At 71.3% G+C, this 18,484-nt stretch carries 16 protein-coding genes and 1 pseudogene; 9 read left to right on the top strand and 8 right to left on the bottom strand.

Annotated features, from left to right (window positions below; all coding sequences use genetic code 11):
* The first annotated feature begins 6 nt into the window (after positions 1-6).
* Positions 7-3,372 (top strand): ATP-dependent helicase, encoded by a 3,366-nt coding sequence (locus tag V1227_RS23320; RefSeq protein ID WP_329787678.1) that lies wholly within the window; start codon positions 7-9, stop codon positions 3,370-3,372.
* Positions 3,373-3,734: 362 nt separating this feature from the next.
* On the opposite strand, the gene V1227_RS23315 is transcribed toward V1227_RS23320, so the two are convergent.
* Together V1227_RS23315 and V1227_RS23310 are read right to left on the bottom strand one after the other, a co-directional pair.
* A complete protein-coding gene (locus V1227_RS23315) occupies positions 3,735-4,274 on the bottom strand; it encodes a hypothetical protein (protein ID WP_329787677.1) in 540 nt (179 codons plus the stop codon).
* Between the two features lie 75 nt (positions 4,275-4,349).
* Positions 4,350-4,730: a DoxX family protein gene (locus V1227_RS23310; protein WP_329787676.1), complete on the bottom strand. Its 381-nt coding sequence runs from the start codon at positions 4,728-4,730 to the stop codon at positions 4,350-4,352.
* Positions 4,731-4,792: 62 nt separating this feature from the next.
* On the opposite strand from V1227_RS23310, the gene V1227_RS23305 reads away from it, so the two are divergent.
* Positions 4,793-6,217, top strand: a complete 1,425-nt coding sequence (locus V1227_RS23305; RefSeq protein ID WP_329787675.1) for a M20/M25/M40 family metallo-hydrolase — start codon at positions 4,793-4,795, stop codon at positions 6,215-6,217.
* A complete protein-coding gene (locus V1227_RS23300; RefSeq protein ID WP_090099617.1) occupies positions 6,214-7,257 on the top strand; it encodes a potassium channel family protein in 1,044 nt (347 codons plus the stop codon). The genes V1227_RS23305 and V1227_RS23300 overlap by 4 nt, the downstream gene beginning before the upstream one ends.
* Positions 7,258-7,328: 71 nt before the next feature.
* Here the strand turns inward: V1227_RS23300 and V1227_RS23295 are convergent.
* Positions 7,329-7,649, bottom strand: a pseudogene (locus V1227_RS23295) (tyrosine-type recombinase/integrase); the annotation flags it as partial.
* A 431-nt stretch (positions 7,650-8,080) separates the two neighbouring features.
* On the opposite strand from V1227_RS23295, the gene V1227_RS23290 reads away from it, so the two are divergent.
* Positions 8,081-8,518: a hypothetical protein gene (locus V1227_RS23290; RefSeq protein ID WP_329787674.1), complete on the top strand. Its 438-nt coding sequence runs from the start codon at positions 8,081-8,083 to the stop codon at positions 8,516-8,518.
* A gap of 178 nt (positions 8,519-8,696) precedes the next feature.
* Positions 8,697-9,590, top strand: coding sequence for an IS982 family transposase (locus V1227_RS23285; RefSeq protein ID WP_329787673.1), 894 nt, complete (start codon positions 8,697-8,699; stop codon positions 9,588-9,590).
* A 188-nt stretch (positions 9,591-9,778) separates the two neighbouring features.
* Here the strand turns inward: V1227_RS23285 and V1227_RS23280 are convergent, their stop codons facing one another.
* Positions 9,779-10,240, bottom strand: coding sequence for a hypothetical protein (locus V1227_RS23280; protein WP_329787672.1), 462 nt, complete (start codon positions 10,238-10,240; stop codon positions 9,779-9,781).
* A gap of 45 nt (positions 10,241-10,285) precedes the next feature.
* Positions 10,286-10,855, bottom strand: coding sequence for a hypothetical protein (locus V1227_RS23275; protein WP_329787671.1), 570 nt, complete (start codon positions 10,853-10,855; stop codon positions 10,286-10,288).
* Positions 10,856-10,935: 80 nt separating this feature from the next.
* Here V1227_RS23275 and V1227_RS23270 point away from each other — a divergent pair, with 80 nt between their 5' ends.
* Genes V1227_RS23270 through V1227_RS23260 form a run of 3 tightly spaced genes read left to right on the top strand, consistent with a single transcriptional unit; the run spans position 10,936 to position 13,227 of the window.
* The gene (locus V1227_RS23270; RefSeq protein WP_329787670.1) at positions 10,936-11,604 is read left to right on the top strand and encodes a response regulator transcription factor; all 669 of its coding nucleotides are present in this window, start codon (positions 10,936-10,938) and stop codon (positions 11,602-11,604) included.
* Complete coding sequence (locus tag V1227_RS23265) at positions 11,601-12,863, top strand: sensor histidine kinase (RefSeq protein ID WP_329787669.1); 1,263 nt, start codon at positions 11,601-11,603, stop codon at positions 12,861-12,863. The genes V1227_RS23270 and V1227_RS23265 overlap by 4 nt, the downstream gene beginning before the upstream one ends.
* The gene (locus tag V1227_RS23260) at positions 12,847-13,227 is read left to right on the top strand and encodes a hypothetical protein (protein ID WP_329787668.1); all 381 of its coding nucleotides are present in this window, start codon (positions 12,847-12,849) and stop codon (positions 13,225-13,227) included. Before V1227_RS23265 ends, V1227_RS23260 begins: the two co-directional genes overlap by 17 nt.
* Here the strand turns inward: V1227_RS23260 and V1227_RS23255 are convergent.
* The 3 genes from V1227_RS23255 to V1227_RS23245 all read right to left on the bottom strand — a co-directional run bounded on the left by V1227_RS23255 (position 13,224) and on the right by V1227_RS23245 (position 16,675).
* A complete protein-coding gene (locus V1227_RS23255; protein WP_329787667.1) occupies positions 13,224-14,117 on the bottom strand; it encodes a neutral zinc metallopeptidase in 894 nt (297 codons plus the stop codon). The two genes, V1227_RS23260 and V1227_RS23255, sit on opposite strands and share 4 nt — an antisense overlap.
* A gap of 12 nt (positions 14,118-14,129) precedes the next feature.
* Positions 14,130-15,353, bottom strand: a complete 1,224-nt coding sequence (locus tag V1227_RS23250) for a neutral zinc metallopeptidase (RefSeq protein WP_329787666.1) — start codon at positions 15,351-15,353, stop codon at positions 14,130-14,132.
* 128 nt (positions 15,354-15,481) lie between these two features.
* A complete protein-coding gene (locus V1227_RS23245) occupies positions 15,482-16,675 on the bottom strand; it encodes a neutral zinc metallopeptidase (protein WP_329787665.1) in 1,194 nt (397 codons plus the stop codon).
* 165 nt (positions 16,676-16,840) lie between these two features.
* Between V1227_RS23245 and V1227_RS23240 the strand changes: the two genes are divergently transcribed.
* The gene (locus V1227_RS23240; RefSeq protein ID WP_329787664.1) at positions 16,841-18,481 is read left to right on the top strand and encodes a DUF2207 domain-containing protein; all 1,641 of its coding nucleotides are present in this window, start codon (positions 16,841-16,843) and stop codon (positions 18,479-18,481) included.
* The last annotated feature ends 3 nt before the right edge of the window (positions 18,482-18,484 follow it).

Here is an 18,484-nt window from a genome sequence, read left to right as displayed (position 1 = left end):
GTCACGGTGACCGTCAGCCCGTTCGAGATCGCTGAGGCGCTCGGGCTGAACAAACCGACCCCCGAGCAGGCCGAGGTCATCGCCGCACCCGCGCAGCCCGCGCTGGTCGTGGCGGGTGCGGGCGCGGGCAAGACCGAGACGATGGCCGCCCGCGTGGTGTGGCTGGTCGCGAACGGTCTCGTGCTGCCCGACCGCGTGCTCGGCCTCACGTTCACGCGCAAGGCCGCCCGCCAGCTCGCCGACCGCGTGCGCGCCCGTCTGCGCCGGCTGGCCGGGTCGTCGCTGCTCGACGAGCTCGACCCCAGCGGCGAGCGCAAGATGGCCGTGCTGACCGGCGAGCCCGTCGTGCTCACCTACCACGCGTACGCGGGCCGGCTCGTGACCGAGCACGGCCTGCGGCTGCCGGTGGAGCCCGGCGTGCGGCTGCTGACCGAGACGGCGTCGTGGCAGCTCGCGCACCGCGTGGTGTCGACGTGGGCGCGCGACCTCGACACCGACAAGGTGCCGGCGACGATCACCGGGTACCTGCTGTCGCTGGCCGGCGAGCTGGGCGAGCACCTCGTGACGCCCGAGGCGTTGCAGGCGCACGCCTCGGAGCTGTGCGCGTTGATCGAGAACGCGCCGCGCGCACCCCGCCAGCGCGACGCGTTGCCGGAAAAGCTGAAGGAAATCGTTGCGGCGCAACGGTTGCGGATCGCCCTGCTGCCGTTGCTGGAGGCGTACCAGCAGCGCAAGCGCAAAGAGGCCGCGCTGGACTTCGCGGACCAGATGTCGCTCGCCGCCCAGCTGGCCGCCTTCGAGGAGGTGTCCTCGGGGGAGCGCGAGCGGTACGGCGCGGTGCTGCTCGACGAGTACCAGGACACCGGGCACGCGCAGCGCGTGCTGCTGCGGTCGCTGTTCGGGCTCGGCACGCCGATGCCGGTCACGTCCGTGGGCGACCCGGCGCAGGCGATCTACGGCTGGCGCGGGGCGTCGGCCGCGAACCTGCCGCGCTTCGCCGACGACTTCCCGCCGACCCGCAAGTACGGCCTGCTGACCAGCTTCCGCAACCCGCCCGAGGTCCTCGAGCTCGCCAACGCCGTGTCGCTGCCACTGCGGGAAGCAGGCCTGGACGTCGAGGAGCTGCGCGCCCGGCCGGGTGCCGGGCCCGGTGACGTGCGCCTGGCCCTGCACACCGACATCCGCGCCGAGCTCGACTGGATGGCGGACAACGTCGCGGCGCAATGGGAAGCGCACCTCGACGCCGAAGGCGTGCCGCCCACGGCCGCCGTGCTCGTGCGGCGCCGTTCGGACATGGCGGCCATCGCGGCGGCGCTGCGCGAACGAGGCCTGCCGGTCGAGGTCGTCGGCCTCGGTGGCCTGCTCGACGAACCCGAGGTGCGCGACCTGGTGTCGGCGCTGCGGGTGCTGGTCGACCCGCTGGCCGGCACCGCCGCGGCCCGCCTGCTCACCGGCTCCCGCTGGCGCCTCGCCGCCGTCGACCTGGCCGCGTTGTGGTCACGCGCGCGAGAGCTGGCCGGTGTCGCACCACGACAGTCCGTTGTAGACGATCCACTGCTGGTGCTGGCGGACGCCCTGCCCGGCGAACACGCCGAACAGGCAGGCCTCGCCGATGCGTTGGACGACCCCGGCGACCCCGATTCCTACTCACCCGACGGCTACCGGCGCATCCGGCGGCTCGGCGGCGAGCTCGCGGCGCTGCGGCGCAGGCTCGACCAGCCGCTGCCCGAACTGGTCGCCGACGTCGAACGCACCCTGCTGCTCGACATCGAGTCGATGTCACGCCCCGGCATGGTCGGCCGCGCCCACCTCGACGCCTTCTCCGACGTCGTCATGGACTTCGCCGCCGCCTCGCCGTCCGCGACGCTCCCGTCGCTGCTCGACTACCTCTACACCGCCGAACACGCCGAGGACGGCCTGGAACCGGGCGAGGTCGAGGTCTCCGAGGACCGCGTGCAGATCCTCACCGTCCACTCCGCGAAGGGTCTGGAGTGGAGGATCGTCGCGCTGCCGCACCTGGTCCGCGACGTGTTCCCCGGCCGCAAGAAGTCCTCGTGCTGGCTCAAGTCCGTGACCGAGCTCCCCGCCCCCCTGCGCGGCGACTCGGCCGACCTGCCGGTGCTGAAGCTGTCCGCCGGCTTCAACCGCAAAGAGGTCGACGAGGCGCTGACCATCCACGCCGAGGAGTTCGAGGAACGCCGCCTCGTCGAGGAACGCCGCCTGTTCTACGTCGGCGTGACCAGAGCCGAGCACAGCCTGCTCATGTCCGGCCACTGGTGGGCCGAGGCCGGCGACAAGCCGAAGGGCCCTTCGGTCTTCCTGCGGGAGATGCACGAGGTCCTGCAACGCGACGACCCGCCCGGCGACATCTCGGTGTGGGCCCCCGAGCCCGAACCCGACACCCCGAACCCGCTCGCCGAGGACGTGAAGTCGTCCATCTGGCCCGCCGACCCCCTGGGCAAGCGCCGCGACGCCGTCGTCGAAGGCGCCTCGATGGTCCTCGCGGCCCTCGACGCCCTGCGCAACGCCCCGCCGGAGCCGTTGCCGCTGGTGTTCGAGTCCCCCGAGACCTCCGCCGACGTGACCGACGAGGACTACCCGCCCCCCACCGACGAGCCGCCGGACGACGACTTCCCGCCGGAGCCCGAACCGCTCCCCGACGACGTGGTCCCCGACGACCCCGAGATGCCCGAGGACGAGGACCCGGAAGGCTGGGCCCGCGACGTCGACGTGCTGCTGGCCGAACGCGCCGCCTCCCAGAACCGCAGGGAACAGGTGGCCCTCCCGGACCACCTCTCCGTCTCACAGCTGGTGGAACTGGCCAAGGACCCGGACCAACTGGCCCGCCGCCTGCGCCGCCCGCTGCCGTTCCCACCGAACCCGCTGGCCCGCCGAGGCACCGCCTTCCACACGTGGCTGGAAAACCGCTTCGGCGCCACCCGCCTGCTCGACCTCGACGAACTACCGGGAGCAGGCGACGCCGACGCCGCCCCGGACGCGGACCTGGAACGCCTGAAGGAGACGTTCCTCGCCAGCACCTGGGCAGACCGCACCCCGCACGACGTGGAGGTGCCGTTCGAGGCGGAGTTCGACGGCATCTCGGTGCGAGGCCGCATGGACGCCGTCTACCGCGACCCGGACGGCTGGACCGTCGTCGACTGGAAGACGGGCGCGGTGCCGGACGACGAGGCCCTCCCCGCACTGTCGGTGCAGCTCGCCGCGTATCGGCTGGCTTGGGCGGCTCTGGTCGGCGAGCCTTTGGAGCGCGTGCGGGCGGCTTTCCACTACGTGCGGCACGACGTGACGGTGCGGCCGGCGGACCTGCTGGACGAGCAGGGGCTGAAGGACCTGATCCGCTCGGTGGGGTCGTGACGGGCGAACCGCAGCGCGGTCGTGGCGAGCTTCGCGCGAGGGCCGTGCCAGGGGATGGCGGTGTCAGGGGATGGCGGTGGGCCGGAAGATCACGTCATGAGGCGGGGCGAGGGCATGATCGCGAGTTGTCCACAGGAAGCGGCTCTCTGACCTGCGGTGATGCCCGGCCGGGTAACCTGTGGACAGCCGGGAACCCAAAGCGCGTTTCACTCGTTGCGTGACAAGGAAGCGCGCGGGGGCAGCGGCAGGCTGCCGCTCTGCGGGCTCTCGGAACAGGCACGTCATCTGAGTAGGCACGTCACCTGAGCAGTCCGCCTCGCCCAGCGGGCCCCCCGGCACGCCGCCTCACCCGGCAGGCCGCCTCACCCCTGCGAGCTGCTCCCCGCGGGCGCGTGCGAAGCCTTGAGCACCCGCTCGTACAACACCTCGAGCAGCCACCGCCCGAACAGCGAAGGCCCGAACTCCGGCGACCTGTCCTCCGGCGGCACCATCAGGTCCGCCGACAGGTCGTCGGCCACCACGACGCCGATGCCGTAGTAGTCGAGCTCGATGTACGACCAGGCCAGGGACTCGTCGGTGCGCGGGAGCAGCACGGCGCACGGGGCCAGGGTCAGGAGGGTGCCGCACGACTGGAGGGCGCGGTCTGTCGTGGACTCGCTCACCAGGACGCCGACCAGTTCCACGGCGGCCACCGGGAGGCGGTCGTGTGCGGCCGGTTCGAACCAGGAGCGGAACCAGGACGGGTCGGCTCTCGGGGGCCAGCCGTTCTGGGTTCTCCACTCGTGCACTTCCGGCAGCAAGCGCACCACCGCGGACACCTGCTGGCCCAGGACGGCGACGTCGGGTACGACGACTCCGTCCCAGCCGAGCGCGGTCGCGGTGCGCTGAAGGAGCGTGTGCACAGGCGCATCCTAGGGTTGCTCGCGCGGAAAATGACAGCGTTTGCGGGGCACTTCGTCAAGGATTGCCCAGGGTGGTCAAGGTGCGGCTTTCGCGACTTTCCACGCCCAGGCGACGAGTGGGATCTGCAGTGGTAGGCGGCCGTAGGCGATTGCGCGGGCTCGAGGCGACTTGGCGCGGAAATCCAGAGCCATTTTCACGTTCGCCGGGAACACCGCGATGAAGAGTGCGAAAGCGGCGAACCCGCCGAGGCGGCGGGTGCGGGGGACGGCGACCGCAGCCGCGACGGCCAGCTCGGCCGCGCCGGAGGCGTAGGTCCACTGCCTCGGGGTGCCGGGCAGGGAGCGCGGGATGATCGCGTCGTAGTGCTTCGGCCTGGTGAAGTGGGTCGCCCCCGCCAGGCCGAGCAGTGCGGCGAGCGCCAGCGCCGACCGCGATCGGGAACGATTGTGTTCCATGCGGTCACCCTGTCATGCCTACGCCGCGTAGGCGAAGTGGGGCTGGCCTATTCTCCACGGGCGTGGCAGGTGATTCTCGTCATCCCGAACGCGCCGCTGTGGCCGCGCTGACCGATTCCTTCGTGGCCCGGCTGTGCGAGTGGGTCCGCATCCCGAGCATCGGCGTCGATCCTCGGCACCACGCCGACGTGCACGAATCCGCCGAGTGGCTGCGGGACCGGCTGCGCGAGGACGGGTGGCCGGAGGTCGAGGTCTGGGACCACGGGCCGGCGCTTCCCGCCGTGTTCGCGTGCTGGCCGGCCGAGGACCCGCAGGCGCCGACCGTGCTCGTCTACGGGCACCACGACGTGCAGCCCGTCGATCCCGTCGAGCGCTGGGACCACCCGCCGTTCGAGCCCGTGATCAGCGGCGACGAGCTCCTGGGCCGCGGCGCCAGCGACGACAAGGGGCAGGTCGCGATGCACTTGCTCGGGCTGAAGGCGCACCTGGCGGCGACCGGGCGGAGTGCGCCGGCGGTCACGCTGAAGCTCTTCGTCGAGGGCGAGGAGGAATCGGGTTCCCCGCACCTGCGAAAGCTCCTCGAAGACCACGAGGACCAGCTCTCCTGTGATCTCGTGGTGTTCACCGACACCGCATTGCACGAACGCGACGCGCCGACGGTGAACACCGGTCAAAGAGGTGTTCTCGGCGCGGAGGTCACGTTCTTCGGCGGCACCGACGACGTGCATTCCGGACGGGCCGGCGGCGCCATTCCCAACCCCGCCACGGCACTCGCGAAACTCGTCGCCGCGCTGCACGACGACGACCACCGGATCCGGCTCGAAGGCTTCTACGACGACGTCCGCGAACCGACCGCGCAGGAACGGGAGGACTACGCCTCGCTGCCGTTCGACGAGGAGAGGTGGCTCGCGAACAACGGCGGCGGGGCGCAGGCGACGCAGGGCGAACCGGGCTACACGACGCTCGAGCGGATCTGGGTGCGGCCCACCGCCGAGGTCAACGGCATCAGCGGCGGCTACACCGGCCCCGGCTTCAAGACGATCATCCCGGCCTCCGCCACGGCGAAGATCAGCTTCCGGCTGGTGCCCGACCAGCACCCCGACAAGGTCGCGGCCCAGCTGCGGGAGTTCGTCCGCGAGCACACGCCACGGGGCATCCGGTCCGAGGTCGTCCTGCGCGGCGAGGGCGTGCCGCCGTACGCGATCCGCCCGGACGACCCCGCCAACGAGGCGGTCGTCGAGGCCATGTCGCTCGCTTTCGACGAGCCCGTCCGGTTCGCGCGGGCGGGCGGCTCGGGGCCCGCGGCACTGCTGCAGGCGTTGGCGGGGGTGCCCCTGGTGTACCTCGGCGCGACCTTGCCGGATGATCGCGTCCACGCTCCGAACGAGCGCGTAGTGGTGCCGTTGCTCCTCAAGGGTGCGGAGGCGGCAGCTCACCTGTGGCGGATCCTCGCCCAAGCGGACATCGCGAAGAGGTTGACTCGATGAGCCTGACTGACGAAGCGGCGCACTCGCTCGTCGGCGTGATCAGGATGCCGGACCAGGTGCAGAGCCCGGTCCGCGCCATCCTGAAACGCGTCATCGGCGCCATGGCGGCGCTGCTGCTCGCGGTGTTGATCGTCTACCTGGACCGGGACGGCTACCGCGACGTCAACGAGGACGGGGTGTCACTGCTCGACGCGTTCTACTACGCGACGGTGTCACTCTCGACGACCGGCTACGGCGACATCACGCCCGCGTCGTCGTCGGCCAGGCTGATCAACGTCCTGGTCATCACGCCGTTGCGGGTCCTGTTCCTGATCGTGCTGGTCGGCACGACACTCGAAGTTCTCACCGAACGCTCCCGTCAGGCGTTGCGGATTCAGAAGTGGAGGCGGGTCGTGCGGGACCACGTGGTGGTCGTGGGTTATGGCACCAAGGGGCGCTCCGCGGTCGCGGCGCTGCTCGGGGACGGTGTCGAGCCCGGCTCGATCGTCGTCGTCGACACCGTGCAGGAGTCGCTCGACGCGGCGTCCGCCATCGGGCTCGTCACGGTGCACGGCTCCGGTACGCGCAACGACGTGCTGCGGGTCGCAGGTGCGGCACGGGCGCGAGCGATCGTCGTCGCCCCGAACCGGGACGACACGGCGGTGCTGGTCACGTTGACCGCCCGCGAGCTCGCCCCCAAGGCGCAGATCGTGGCGTCGGTGCGGGAACGGGAGAACGAGCACCTGCTCAAGCAGTCCGGCGCGGACTCCGTGGTGGTGTCGTCGGAGACGGCGGGCCGCCTGCTCGGCATGGCCACGGCGACGCCGTCGGTGGTGGCGATGGTGGAGGACCTGCTCACGCCCGACGCGGGTCTCGCGATCTCCGAACGGGACGTGGAGCCCGGCGAGATCGGCGGGTCGCCGCGGCACCTGCCCGACATAGTGCTCGGAGTGGTGCGGGGCAAGACGCTCTACCGGGTGGACGCACCGGAGGCCGACGCGATCGAGCCCGGCGACCGGCTGCTCTACGTCAAGAAAGTAACGCCCCCTGGTGAGGAGTAGCGCAGGCCTCCTACCAGCACGAAAGGGGCCACCCGGTGTCAGGTGGCCCCCCCAGGGTCTCAGTTTGGGTCTCACTCGTCCCAGATGAACCCGTTGATGCGCCTGGCGACATCTCGCCGGACTGGCGCGGTCACATGCATGTAGCGCGCTGCCATCGCGATGTTCGACCAGCCCATGAACTCCATCACCGCGCGCTCTGGCACGCCGAGTATGAGTAGCACGGTCGCGGCGGTGTGCCGCGCGTCGTGCAGTCGGGCGTCCCTCACTCCGGCTTCAGCCAAGAACGCTTTCCAGTCCTTCCGGTCGTTGCTCGGGTCGATCGGCAATCCGTTGGGCTGAGCGAACATCCAGCCACCCTCGTGCCATTCGCTTCCGGCAGTTTGGCGCTCCGCGCGGTGACCGGTCCGAGCCGTACCAATCCCCTCCCGGCTTTAGTGTTCTGTCCGGGGAGGCAGCCACTGCCGGGCGCGGGCGACCTGCGCGACGGCCTGGGCGGCCAGCTCGCCCGCCACGTCAGCCGGTGCGGGCTGTGCGATGGGGGACAGGGAGAACTCTCTAGGTGCCTCCCTGCCCCGCCATCGCCGCCACTGGCCTCCAATCGAGGTTCGCGACCTTGGGCAGGTGGCGCGGCATCTGACCGAACTTCCGGATAGTCCATCCGCATTAACCAGGCTCTCGTCCAGCAACTCAGCGCTCCGTATTCCGTTATTCGGACCTCGTTGGATGACAAGTGGGGGTTGACGACACGGAGTAGGAATCCGCCAAACGGGTTGGAGTCAAACAACACTCGATCGGGTTGTTCTAGCGCTGGGGGGTTCACACGATGGGGTGGAAGCGGCTTGATGAAGTGGCGGGCACGAAAGCGTCCGCCGACCAAAGAGTGGAGATCACGAACATGCCGCATTTGGGCAAAATTGCCGCCACGACCGTGATGGCGGTGGTGGCCGGGCTCGTAACGGCCACGACGGCCACCGCTTCCCCGGTTGGGGTGCAGGCGCTTTACCAGGTCACCTACGGCTCTCTGGGGCGGGCGGACTTCGACAGCTACGGGGAGATCCTGCGAGCCTGTGACACCCGGGAGGACGGTCTCGACGTCAACGCCACCCTGACCGTGCAGGGGCGGACCTACTCGACTTCCGACAGCGGCGCGGGGTCTCCGTGCGGGCAGAAAAACCTGGACCTGCCCGAGGGCTTGTCCGGCACGCTGCAGGTGTGCGTGCCCGGCAGGGGATGCAACAGCACCGCCGTTAGCACCACCTGATCTCGCGCCGATCCGCTCGCAGCTCCATTCCATCGCGCCGCGAGCGGATCGGCGCGGAGCCTGCGAGTGGGCTGATGCTCGGCGGTGTCGGTGGTCATCGCGGGCGGCCCGGCTAGACGAGTAATGCGTAAGTCGAGGCGGTAGTCGGAGACGGACGAAGGGTGTCCAAGATCAGTTTGTGACGACCGATCTGAACACCCTTCTCACCGCATTCTACGTCAAGATCGACGACCGGCTCGCGGGCAGGACCCGCTTCGGAAGGCCACCGAAACTCACCGACGCCGAACTGGTCACCCTGGCCGTGGCCCAAGCGCTGCTGGGGTTCACCTCCGAGGCCAGGTGGTTGCGGTTCCTGCCCGCCCGCATGCCCGGCGCGTTTCGGTACCTGCCCGGCCAGTCCGGCTGCAACCGCCGCCTGCGCGCCGCATTACCCCTGGTCAAGCAGGTCATGCGCTGGCTGGCGACCGACACCGACCTGTGGACCGACGACACCTGGATCGTCGACTCCACCCCGGTCGAATGCGGCCGCTCCCTGCCCACGGTCAAGCGCTCGGAGCTGGCCGGCTGGGCCAAATACGGCTACTGCCGCTCACACTCCCGCTGGTTCTGGGGCCTGCGCCTGCACCTGGTCTGCACCCCGGCCGGGCTGCCGATCACCTGGGCACTGGCCGACCCGAAAATCGACGAGCGACAGGTGCTCATGGCGATCTGCGACCACGAACCCCACCTGCTCGCCGACCGCCCCGGACTGCTGATCATCGCCGACAAGGGCTACGTCTCCCGCGAACTCGACCACTACCTCGCCGCACGCGGAGTCCGGCTGATCCGGCCGTCCTACCGCAACCGGACCCCGCACCCCGGTGAGCCACTGCTCAAGTCCATCCGCCAACTCATCGAATCAGTCAACGACACGCTCAAAGGACAGCTCGACCTCGAACAGCACGGCGGCCGCACCATCGAGGGCGTCGGAGTCCGTATCGCCCAACGACTTCTGGCCCTCACAGCCGCAATCTGGCACAACCGCGCCACCGGCCAACCCGTCACCCGGTCCCTGACCGCCTACGACCACTAACCGACTTACGCATTACTCGTCTAGGGGCTGATGGGCCTAGACCTAAGCCGCCCCTCCCGGCTTCAGCCCTGGCGGTAAGGGTCTCAGTACGGCACCATTCGGGCCGTTGCTGTGGTTGCGCGAATAGCACTGACCTGGGCAAACGCACTACCTTGCACCCGGCGGAACGGTGAGCGCGCCAATCTACGTCAAGAACGTGACCCCGCCCGGCGAGGAGTAGGAACCGGCAGCACGGCCGGTGCGCGCAGCGGCGCGTAGCGGAAGAGGAACGCGTAGAAGCCGCCCGCCAGCGCTGCGAGGCACAGCAGCAGCGCGGTGAGGCGGCTCGTGATCGGCGGGCCGGACGGGACGGAGGCGGCGGACGAGACCATGTCGCCGCCCGTCAGCACGATCTCGACCTTCTCGCCCTTCGTGTGGCCGCAGCCGTCGAGCTTCGCCTGCTTCTTCTCGCCGTTCGCGTCCCACTCGACGGTGTCCATGCCCTGACCGCACGACCCCGTCTCGACGACGGTCGCGGCCACGGGTCTCAGGGGCTCGGTCGCGCCCAGCACCTTGAGCGGCACGAGAAGCGCGACCGCGACCCCGATCCCGACCAGTCCGACGACCAGCAGGATGAACACCCATCTGTCCGGGCTTCGCGGAACCGCCACAGTGCGATGTTCGCAGACGGGGCGGCCCGCGTGGAGCCCAGGTTTCTACTTGGGCAGCTGCCGCAGCCGGTCGACCTCGATGGTCTTGCCGTCGGTCACCGTCCCGGTGACGGCCACGAGGTCGCCGTTCTTCGGCTTCTCGCTCACCGCGGACAGGTCGAGCGGCGTCTGCAGGCCGTCCACCTGGATCAACGTGGCGTTGTCGCCGTTGACGTCCTTGACCGTGCCCCGCTCCTGGGCCTTCGCGAGCGCCACGTCCAGCGCCTTGCCGTCCTTGACGCGCACGGTGACGCGCTGGTCGGCCTTGAGCCCGGCCAGGTCGCCGCCGCGCAGCTTCGTGGAGCCGTCGGTGGTCAGCGACACCTCGCCGCCGTCGTCCTTGGTGACGGTGAGCTTGCCGGACTCGACCGACCTGACCCGTCCGACCACGAGGGTGCCGTCCTTGAGCTTCGCCCTGTCCGCGTGGCCGGGCTTGCCGGGACCGCCGGGGTGGCGTTCCGCGAACACCGCCGCGGGACCGCCGGGACCTTCGGCCGCCGTCGCGACCGCGATGCCGCCCACGGTGAGGCCGACGGCCGCGACGACGGCGCCGGCCCACGCTGATTTCTTCGACATGCACCTCAGGGTGCGCGCCCATGCTGAGCGCGAGCTGAAGGTGGGTCGCCCGAACCGCCGGTGATCAGCAGAATGGTGTGGTGTCCGCCAGGGTGTTGGTGATCGAGGACGCCGAGGCGATCGGCGCCGCGGTGTCGTCCGCGCTGCGCGAAACCGGGTACGAGGTGCAGCACCGCCTCGACGGGCGCCAGCTCGAGGCCGACCTCGGCCGGTTCCGCCCCGACCTGGTCGTGCTCGACGTGATGCTGCCCGGCCGCGACGGCTTCCAGCTGCTTGAGGTGATCCGCCGCTCGTCCGGGGCCGGCGTGGTCATGCTGACCGCGCGCGACGGTGTGCCGGACCGGCTGCGCGGCCTCTCCGGCGGAGCCGACGACTACGTGGGCAAGCCGTTCGTGCTCGCCGAACTGGTCGCGCGGGTGTCCGCCGTGCTGCGCCGCCTCGGCCGCACGCCCTCGACGGTGCAGGTCGGAGACCTGGTCGTGGACGCCGACGCCGGTGTCGTCCTGCGCGCCGACGAGGCGATCGAGCTGACCGCCACCGAACTGCGGCTGCTCGTGTACCTGGCCGCCCAGCGCGGCCGCGTGGTCTCCAAGACGCAGATCCTCACGGCCGTGTGGGGCTACGAGGACTACGACCCCAACCTCGTCGAGGTCCACGTCAGCGCCGTGCGCCGCAAGATCGAAGAACACGGCTCACGGCTCGTGCACACCGTGCGCGGCCTCGGGTACGTGCTGCGGGCCGACGAATGAACCTCCGCACGGTCTCGTTGCGCCGACGGGTCGCGGTGTCCGTGCTGCTGGTGCTGTTCTTGGTGCTCGTGGCACTGGTCATCGCGGTCGACCGCACGTTCGCCCGCCAGTCCTCCCGCGACGTCGACGGGGTGCTGCGCGACGCCGAGACGCGTGCGGTGGTGTCGTTGCGCAACGGCGTGGCACCGCGAGAGGTCGCGCGCCAGCTGTCGAAGCGGAACATCCACGTCACCATCGAGCTGCCCAACGGGGGCGTGGTCGGCGCCGCGCCCGACGAGGGGCAGTTCGAGCGCAAGACCCGCAACGTCGGCGGCAACAAGGTCACCCTCTACGCCGACACCGAGGCGATTTCGCAGGCGCAGCACCGGTTGCGCAAGCTGCTGCTGGTCCTGGGCCTCGGGGCGATCGTGATCACCGGGCTGCTGATCGTGGTGGTGGTGCGGCGCGCGTTGGCGCCGTTGGACGCCATGACGTCGTTGGCCCAGGCCATCGCCGCCGGGCACCGGGGAGGGCGGCTCAACCCGTCCCGGACCGACACGGAACTGGGCCGCACCGCGGCCGCCTTCGACGGGATGCTCGACTCGCTGGAGGGCTCCGAGCAGCGGACCCGGCGGTTCGTCGCCGACGCCGCGCACGAGCTGAGGACCCCGATCACCGGGGTGCAGGCGGTCGCCGAGGCCCTGGTGCAGGCCCCCGTCGACTCGCCCGACCGCGACCAGATGTCCTTCCTGCTGGTGCGCGAGGCCCGGCGGGCCGGACGGCTGGTGGACGACCTGCTCGCCCTCGCCCAGCTCGACGCGGGCTACGAGATGCAGCGCGAGCCGGTGGACCTGTTGGCGCTGGCCGAGGCCGAGGTCGCGCGCACCCGGTTCGTGGCCCCGGACTTCGACATCACCGCCGAGGGCGTCCCGGTCGCCGTGGTGGGCGACGGCCAACGGCTCGCGCAGGTGCTCGCGAACCTCGTGGACAACGCGCGGCAGGCGACCGGTCCACAGGGGACGGTGCGCATCCGCGTCGACCTGACCGGGTTCACCGTGTCCGACAACGGGCCCGGGGTGCCGGAGTCCGAACGGGAGCGGATCTTCGACCGGCTGGTCCGGCTCGACGACGCCCGCGACCGGCGTTCGGGCGGGTCCGGACTCGGGCTCGCCATCGCGCGCGGCGTGGTCCGGGCGCACGGCGGCGACCTGACGTGCGAGCCGTCCGAACGGGGAGCGGTCTTCCGCGTGGTGCTCCCCCCGGTTGATCCTGTCGCGTAGCGGGCCCGCCGTGCACGAGGTCCGGCTGCGGGAGTGGGAGGACTTCGTGCCCGTGTGGTCGCCGGAGAGCCGGGAGGTCGACCGCGTCCACGTCATGCTGCGCGAAGAAGACGGCGTGCTGGCCGTGCAGCTGCACGACACCATGATGGCCACGCCCCACCGGAGGGTGCGGCCGTCGCCGGTGCGGCTCTCGCCCGGTGAGTGGGTCCGGTGGCAGATCAACCACCGCTGGGCGCGGCCCCGCGACGGCGGCTGGAACTACGAGCAGACAACGCTGAACCTGGCCCATGGCCCCATCGGCGACACCAAGCTGTTCCTGGGCACGCCCACCCGTCACGTCGACGAGCGGACGCACCTGCGCTAGGCGACCTGCGCCGCGGGCGCCGAGAACGTGTTGCAGGCGTCGGTCGAGTTCGCCCGGAAGCCCGCCGACGCCCAGTTCGCCTGGTTCTCCGCCGAGCCGTGGGCGTTGTTCTCGGGCTTCTCCTCGATCGCGAACCGGAAGTCCTCCTGCGCCTGCCGCGCGAGGTTCGCCGTCAGCGACCCCCGGCCCGCCGCGGACGCCAGGAACATGCCCGCGAAGCAGTTCGCCTGCAGCTCGACCCGCCGCGACATCTCGAGACCCGCCGGGGTCTTCTCGCCCGCGTCGATGATCTTCAGGTCCGCCGCGCGCAGCATGCCGGTGAGGGCCTGCACGTGGTGGCCGTACTCGTGCGACAGCGTGGCCAGGTGCGTGGCCGGGGCCTCACCGCCGCCGTTGTCGCGCAGCCGGGACGTCGGCATGTAGATCGTGCGGTTGCGGCCGCAGTAGTACGCCACCGCGTGCCCGGACTCCGGGGCGGCGCCGCACGGGCCGTCCTTCAGCTCCGGCGACGCGTCCAGCACCGGCTTGTCGAACGGCAGGTTCACCGACGACAGCAGCGGGCCCCAGGCCGTGTCGAGGCACTCCACGCCGGCCGCGTAGTAGGCGGCCAGCTGCTGGTCCGACGTGCCGAACGGCGGCAACGTGCAGGTCACCGGGGGCACCGAGACCGGCTTGACGAGGAACGGGTGGTCCGCCAGCCGGTAGACGGCCCTCGGGCGGATCGGGGTCGTCGGCTCGGTCGAGGCGGCGGGCGCCGGACGTGAGCCCGCCAGGGCGTGCCCCGCCACCACCGCGGGACGGCTCAGTTGACCGATTCCGAGGACGAACGCGACCACCAGCACGAACACTCCCGCGAGCAGGACCGGGTTGTTGTCGGCCGGTGGGGTCACGCTCTCCCCTTCCTAGGAGACCGAAGCCGGGTCGGCGGCCCAGGTGTTGCACTCGGACGCCTTGTTCGACCGGTAGCCCCGGTCGACCCAGTTCGCGTTGTTCTGCGGTGTGCCGTGGTCCTTCGTCGGGTAGATGTCGTAGTCACCGCGGTTGCCCGCGTCGGTCAGGCCGACCCTGATCACGTCGATCGGGATCGCTCCGTGCGACAGGGGAGCGAGCGTCATGCCTCCGAAGCACGTCGCCTGCAGCTCCATCCGGCGGTTCAGGTCCAGGCCCTTCGGAGTATCCCACCCGCCCGCGTCGTACTGCGCGCGGTCCGACGCCTTGAGCATCCCGGTGAGCCACTGGAGGTGGTGGCCGTACTCGTGGGCGAGCTGGCCCAGGTACTTGCCGGGGTGGTTCGGGTTGTTCGGGTTGCGCTCGGCGGCGTAGGCGTTCGCCGTCCAGTAGATGCCGCCCTGGCAGTAGCGCGCGGTCTGGTCCGGGCGGACCGTGCCGCACGGGTACTGGGCGGTCTCGGTGACGATGTGCAGCTCGACCGGCTGGTACGGCAGGTTCGCCGCCTGCAGCGCGGGTTTCCACATGTTCTCGATGCACGGCAGCGCCGCGCGCAGGAACCGGTCCTGGCCCGCGGGGGAGTAGTCCATCGCCGGCAGCGCGCAGCCCGGGATCGTGTTCGCGCCGAAGTTCGCCTTGAGGAACGGGTGGTCCGCGAGCGCGTACACGGCCTTCGGACCCGCGGGGGTCGCCGGCGTGGACGGGGTGCGCGACGGCGTCGCGCGCGAGGGGGCCGTCGTGGTCGTGGGGGCGTCCGTGGTCGTCGGCGCCCCGAACGTCGGGCTGTGGGTCGTGTAGTTCGAGTAACCCGTGTCCTTGACCTTGCTGCTCAGCGTCGCCGCGAACACGCCGACCGCGGCGAGACCGAGGACCACCACACCGCCCAGGATCAGGGCGATCACCGGGCCGTTGTGCTTGCGGGGCGGCGGCGGGCCCATCGGGTACGGCGCGTAACCACCGGGAGGCGTGCCCCACGACGGCTGCGGCGGCGGCATGACCTGGCCGGGCGGCGGAGGAGGCCCGTACTGGGGGTACTGCGCGGGCGGCGGGCCCTGCGGCGGCATGCCGTACGGGGGCGGGGAGCCCTGGGGCGGACGCTGCCCGAGCGGTGCGGGCATCGGCGGCGGGCCGACCGGGCGCGGCGGCGGCCATGAGCCCGGCGGCGGTGGTTGCGTCATCGCCTGAGGTCCCCCCCATTGGTCGTCCTGGGTCGGGTACGAGCATAGGCGGACCGAGATCACGTGTCCCCCGACCGGGCTAACGCGTCCTGTCCACGACCTTGAGACGCGCGGGCCGGGGGATCGGTTCACGAGACGTCGCCGGGGCTCGCCGCCCAGGTGTTGCACGCCTTGATGTTGTTCTGCCGGTGGCCGTGCATGACCCAGCGCTCGTTGTTGGGCGCGCTGCCGTGGTCGGGCCTGCGGTTGTAGTCACCGCGTTTGCCCGCGTCACTCAAACCGGTGTTCACGACGTCCATCGGGACGACGCCCTTGTGCGAGAACGGCGCGAGCGTCATGCCGCCGAGGCAGGTCGCCTGCAGCTCGAGCCTGCGGTTGAGTTCCAGGCCCTTCGGGGTGTCGAACCCGCCGACGTCGTACTGGGCCTGGTCGGCGGCGCGGAGCATGCCGGTGAGCCACTGGACGTGGTGGCCGTACTCGTGACCGAGCTGGCCGAGGTAGACGCCGGGGTGCCGGATCGTCGTGCCGCCCTCGCTGGCGTAGAAGTTGCCGGGCCAGTAGATGACGCCGCGGCAGAACATCGCCGTCGAGTTGGCCTGCCGCGAACCGCACGGCGTCTGCGTGGTGCCGGTGAACACCTGCAGCTCCACCGGCTGGTACGGCAGGTTCGCCGCCTTCAACGCCGGCTGCCACGCCTTCTCGATGCACGGCAGTGCGGCCGCGAGGAACCGCTGCTCGCCCGCCGGGTTGTACTCCATCTTCGGCAACGGGCACGAGTCGAAGTCGTTCGCGCCGACGTTGGTGGCGAAGATCGGGTGGTCGGCGAGCTTGTAGACGGCCTTCGGCCCCACCGGCGTCGGCTGCGTCGACGTCTTCGGGGACGTCGTGCTCCTGCTCGGCGTCGTCGTGGTGGTCTTGGTCGTCGTGGCCGGGGAGGAGTAAGCCGGGCTGTACGTCGTGTAGTTCGAGTAGCCCGCGTCCCGCACCTTGTTGTTCATCGTCGCCGCGAAGACCCCGATGGCGCCGAGGCCGAGGACCACGACACCGCCGAGCACGAGAGCCAGGACCGGGCCGCTGCCACTCCGGCGCGGTGGAGGCATCACCGGGTACGGCGGCCGTCCGAACCCGCCGGGGTGCGGCTGACCCCACGCCGGCTGCGGCGGCGGCATCACGGGACGCGGCGGCGGCATCATCGGGCGCGGTGGTGGCAGCGGCGCACGGCCGGGCGGCGGTGCGTACGCGGGAGGAGCGCCGTAAGGAGGAGGCGGTCCCATCGGCGGACGCGTGCCGGGCGGCGGGCCCTGGACCGGACGGGGACGCATCGGCGGCCCGTACGGCGGCGGAGCGGGCACGGGAGGCGGCCCCACCGGGCGTGGTGGCGGCCGGTGGCCCGGCGGCGGTGGTTGCGTCATCGCCGAAAATCCCCCAGTTGGCGTCTGTTCGAAAGTCCGCCGGAGCATATGAGGACTCCGCTATTGTCCGCAGCCGTGTTGAAGAACTGGGGTGCGGCGATCTTCGTCGCCGTCGCGCTGACGTCCGCCACGTCCACGGGCACGACCGCCGGCGCGCTCGCGCAGCCGCTTCCCGGCACGGTCAGCACCGAGGTGCGGATGAAGCTGGAGCGCGACTCCCGGCTCTCCGTCACCGAGACCGTCCAGGTCCCGGACGGCACGACCGTCAAGCGGACCGTCCCCTTGCGACTCGCGGTCGGCAACGACCTGGAGCGCCGCTACGAGGTCACCGACGCCAAGGTCGAGGGCAGGGGCGGCACCACCGTCGGCGACGACGAGTTCTCCACCACGTTCGAGGGCGGCCAGAGCACGCTGACCTACACGGTCGTCGGCGCCGTCGCCCCCGTCGGCGACGCGCTGGAGGTCCGGTGGCAGGTCGCGGGCGGCTGGGACACCGAGCTCGACAAGGTCTCCGTCTCGTTCTCCGCACCGGACTCCCCGACGTCGGTCAACTGCCTCGCCGGCCCCGTCGGCTCGTCGCAGCCCTGCACGAGCGCGGACCTCGCGGACGGCAAGGGCGTGCGCGCTCAGGAGATCAAGCTCGGCGCCGGCGAACGCGTCGACGTCGCGATCGGACTGTCCGCGGGCGTCGTGCCGCCCAACGCCGTCGTGGTCGAGCAGTCCGGGCTCGCGGCCGCGTTCGCGCTGACGCCGATCAGCGGTGCCGCGCTCGGCGGGCTGCTGGTGCTGCTGCTCGGCGGCGTCGCCCTGCTCTGGTACCTGCGCGGCCGGGACGCGGCGGCGCTCGCGAGCGAGGTCGGCGCGGTCTCCGTGCTGGTCCGCGACGCCGGCGGCCGGGTCGCGTTCGCCTCTCCCGACGGCGTGCTGCCCGGCCAGGTCGGCACCGTCGTCGACGAGCACGTGGACGTCGTCGACGTGACCGCCACGGTCATCGACCTCGCGGTCCGCAACTACCTGTGGATCGCGGAGGTGCGCCAAGAGGACGGCTTCGGCCACGACTGGCAGATCGTGCGCCGCAACCCGGCCGACGCCTCGCTGTCCGGGTACGAGAGGGCCGTCTACGAAGCCCTCCTGCCGCAGGGCGCCGACGCCGTCACGGTGTCGGAGCTGCGCGGCCGTCAGGTCGACCTCGCCCGCGTGCGCGACGAGCTGTACGCCGACGTCGTCGAGAAGCGCTGGTTCGTGCGCCGCCCCGACGCCGAGCGCAGCCTGTTCTGGTGGGTCGGCATCGGCCTCGCGGTGCTGGGCCTGGTGGCCACCGTCGTGCTGGCGCTCACGGTCGGCAACGCGCTGTTCGGCCTCGCGGTCGCGGTCGGCGGCGTCGCCCTCGCGATCGGCGCCCGGTCGATGCCCGCCCGCACCAAGCGCGGCAGCGAGCTGCTGGAGCACGTCCGCGGGCTGCGCGGGTACCTCCACGGGGTGACACCGCAGGACGTTCCCGAGGCCGACCGCGAGCTGGTGTTCTCCCGGTCGCTGCCCTACGCGGTGGTGCTCGGCGAGACCGAGCGCTGGCTGGAGGCGTTCGGCCGGCAAGATCTGTACTGGTACGGCAACGCTTCGGACTTCCGGCGCAGCTTCCCGGCGTTCCTCGGGGCGCTCGACGGCGTGCTCGCCCAGGCGGGCCACCTGCGATCGCTCCGGGCGCCGAACCCGTAGGCT

It is taken from the genome of Lentzea sp. DG1S-22, from assembly GCF_036321065.1.
GTDB classification, from domain to species: domain Bacteria; phylum Actinomycetota; class Actinomycetes; order Mycobacteriales; family Pseudonocardiaceae; genus Lentzea; species Lentzea jiangxiensis.
Note: the sequence above shows the minus strand (reverse complement) of the source record. Positions and strands in the feature narration are given on the sequence as shown.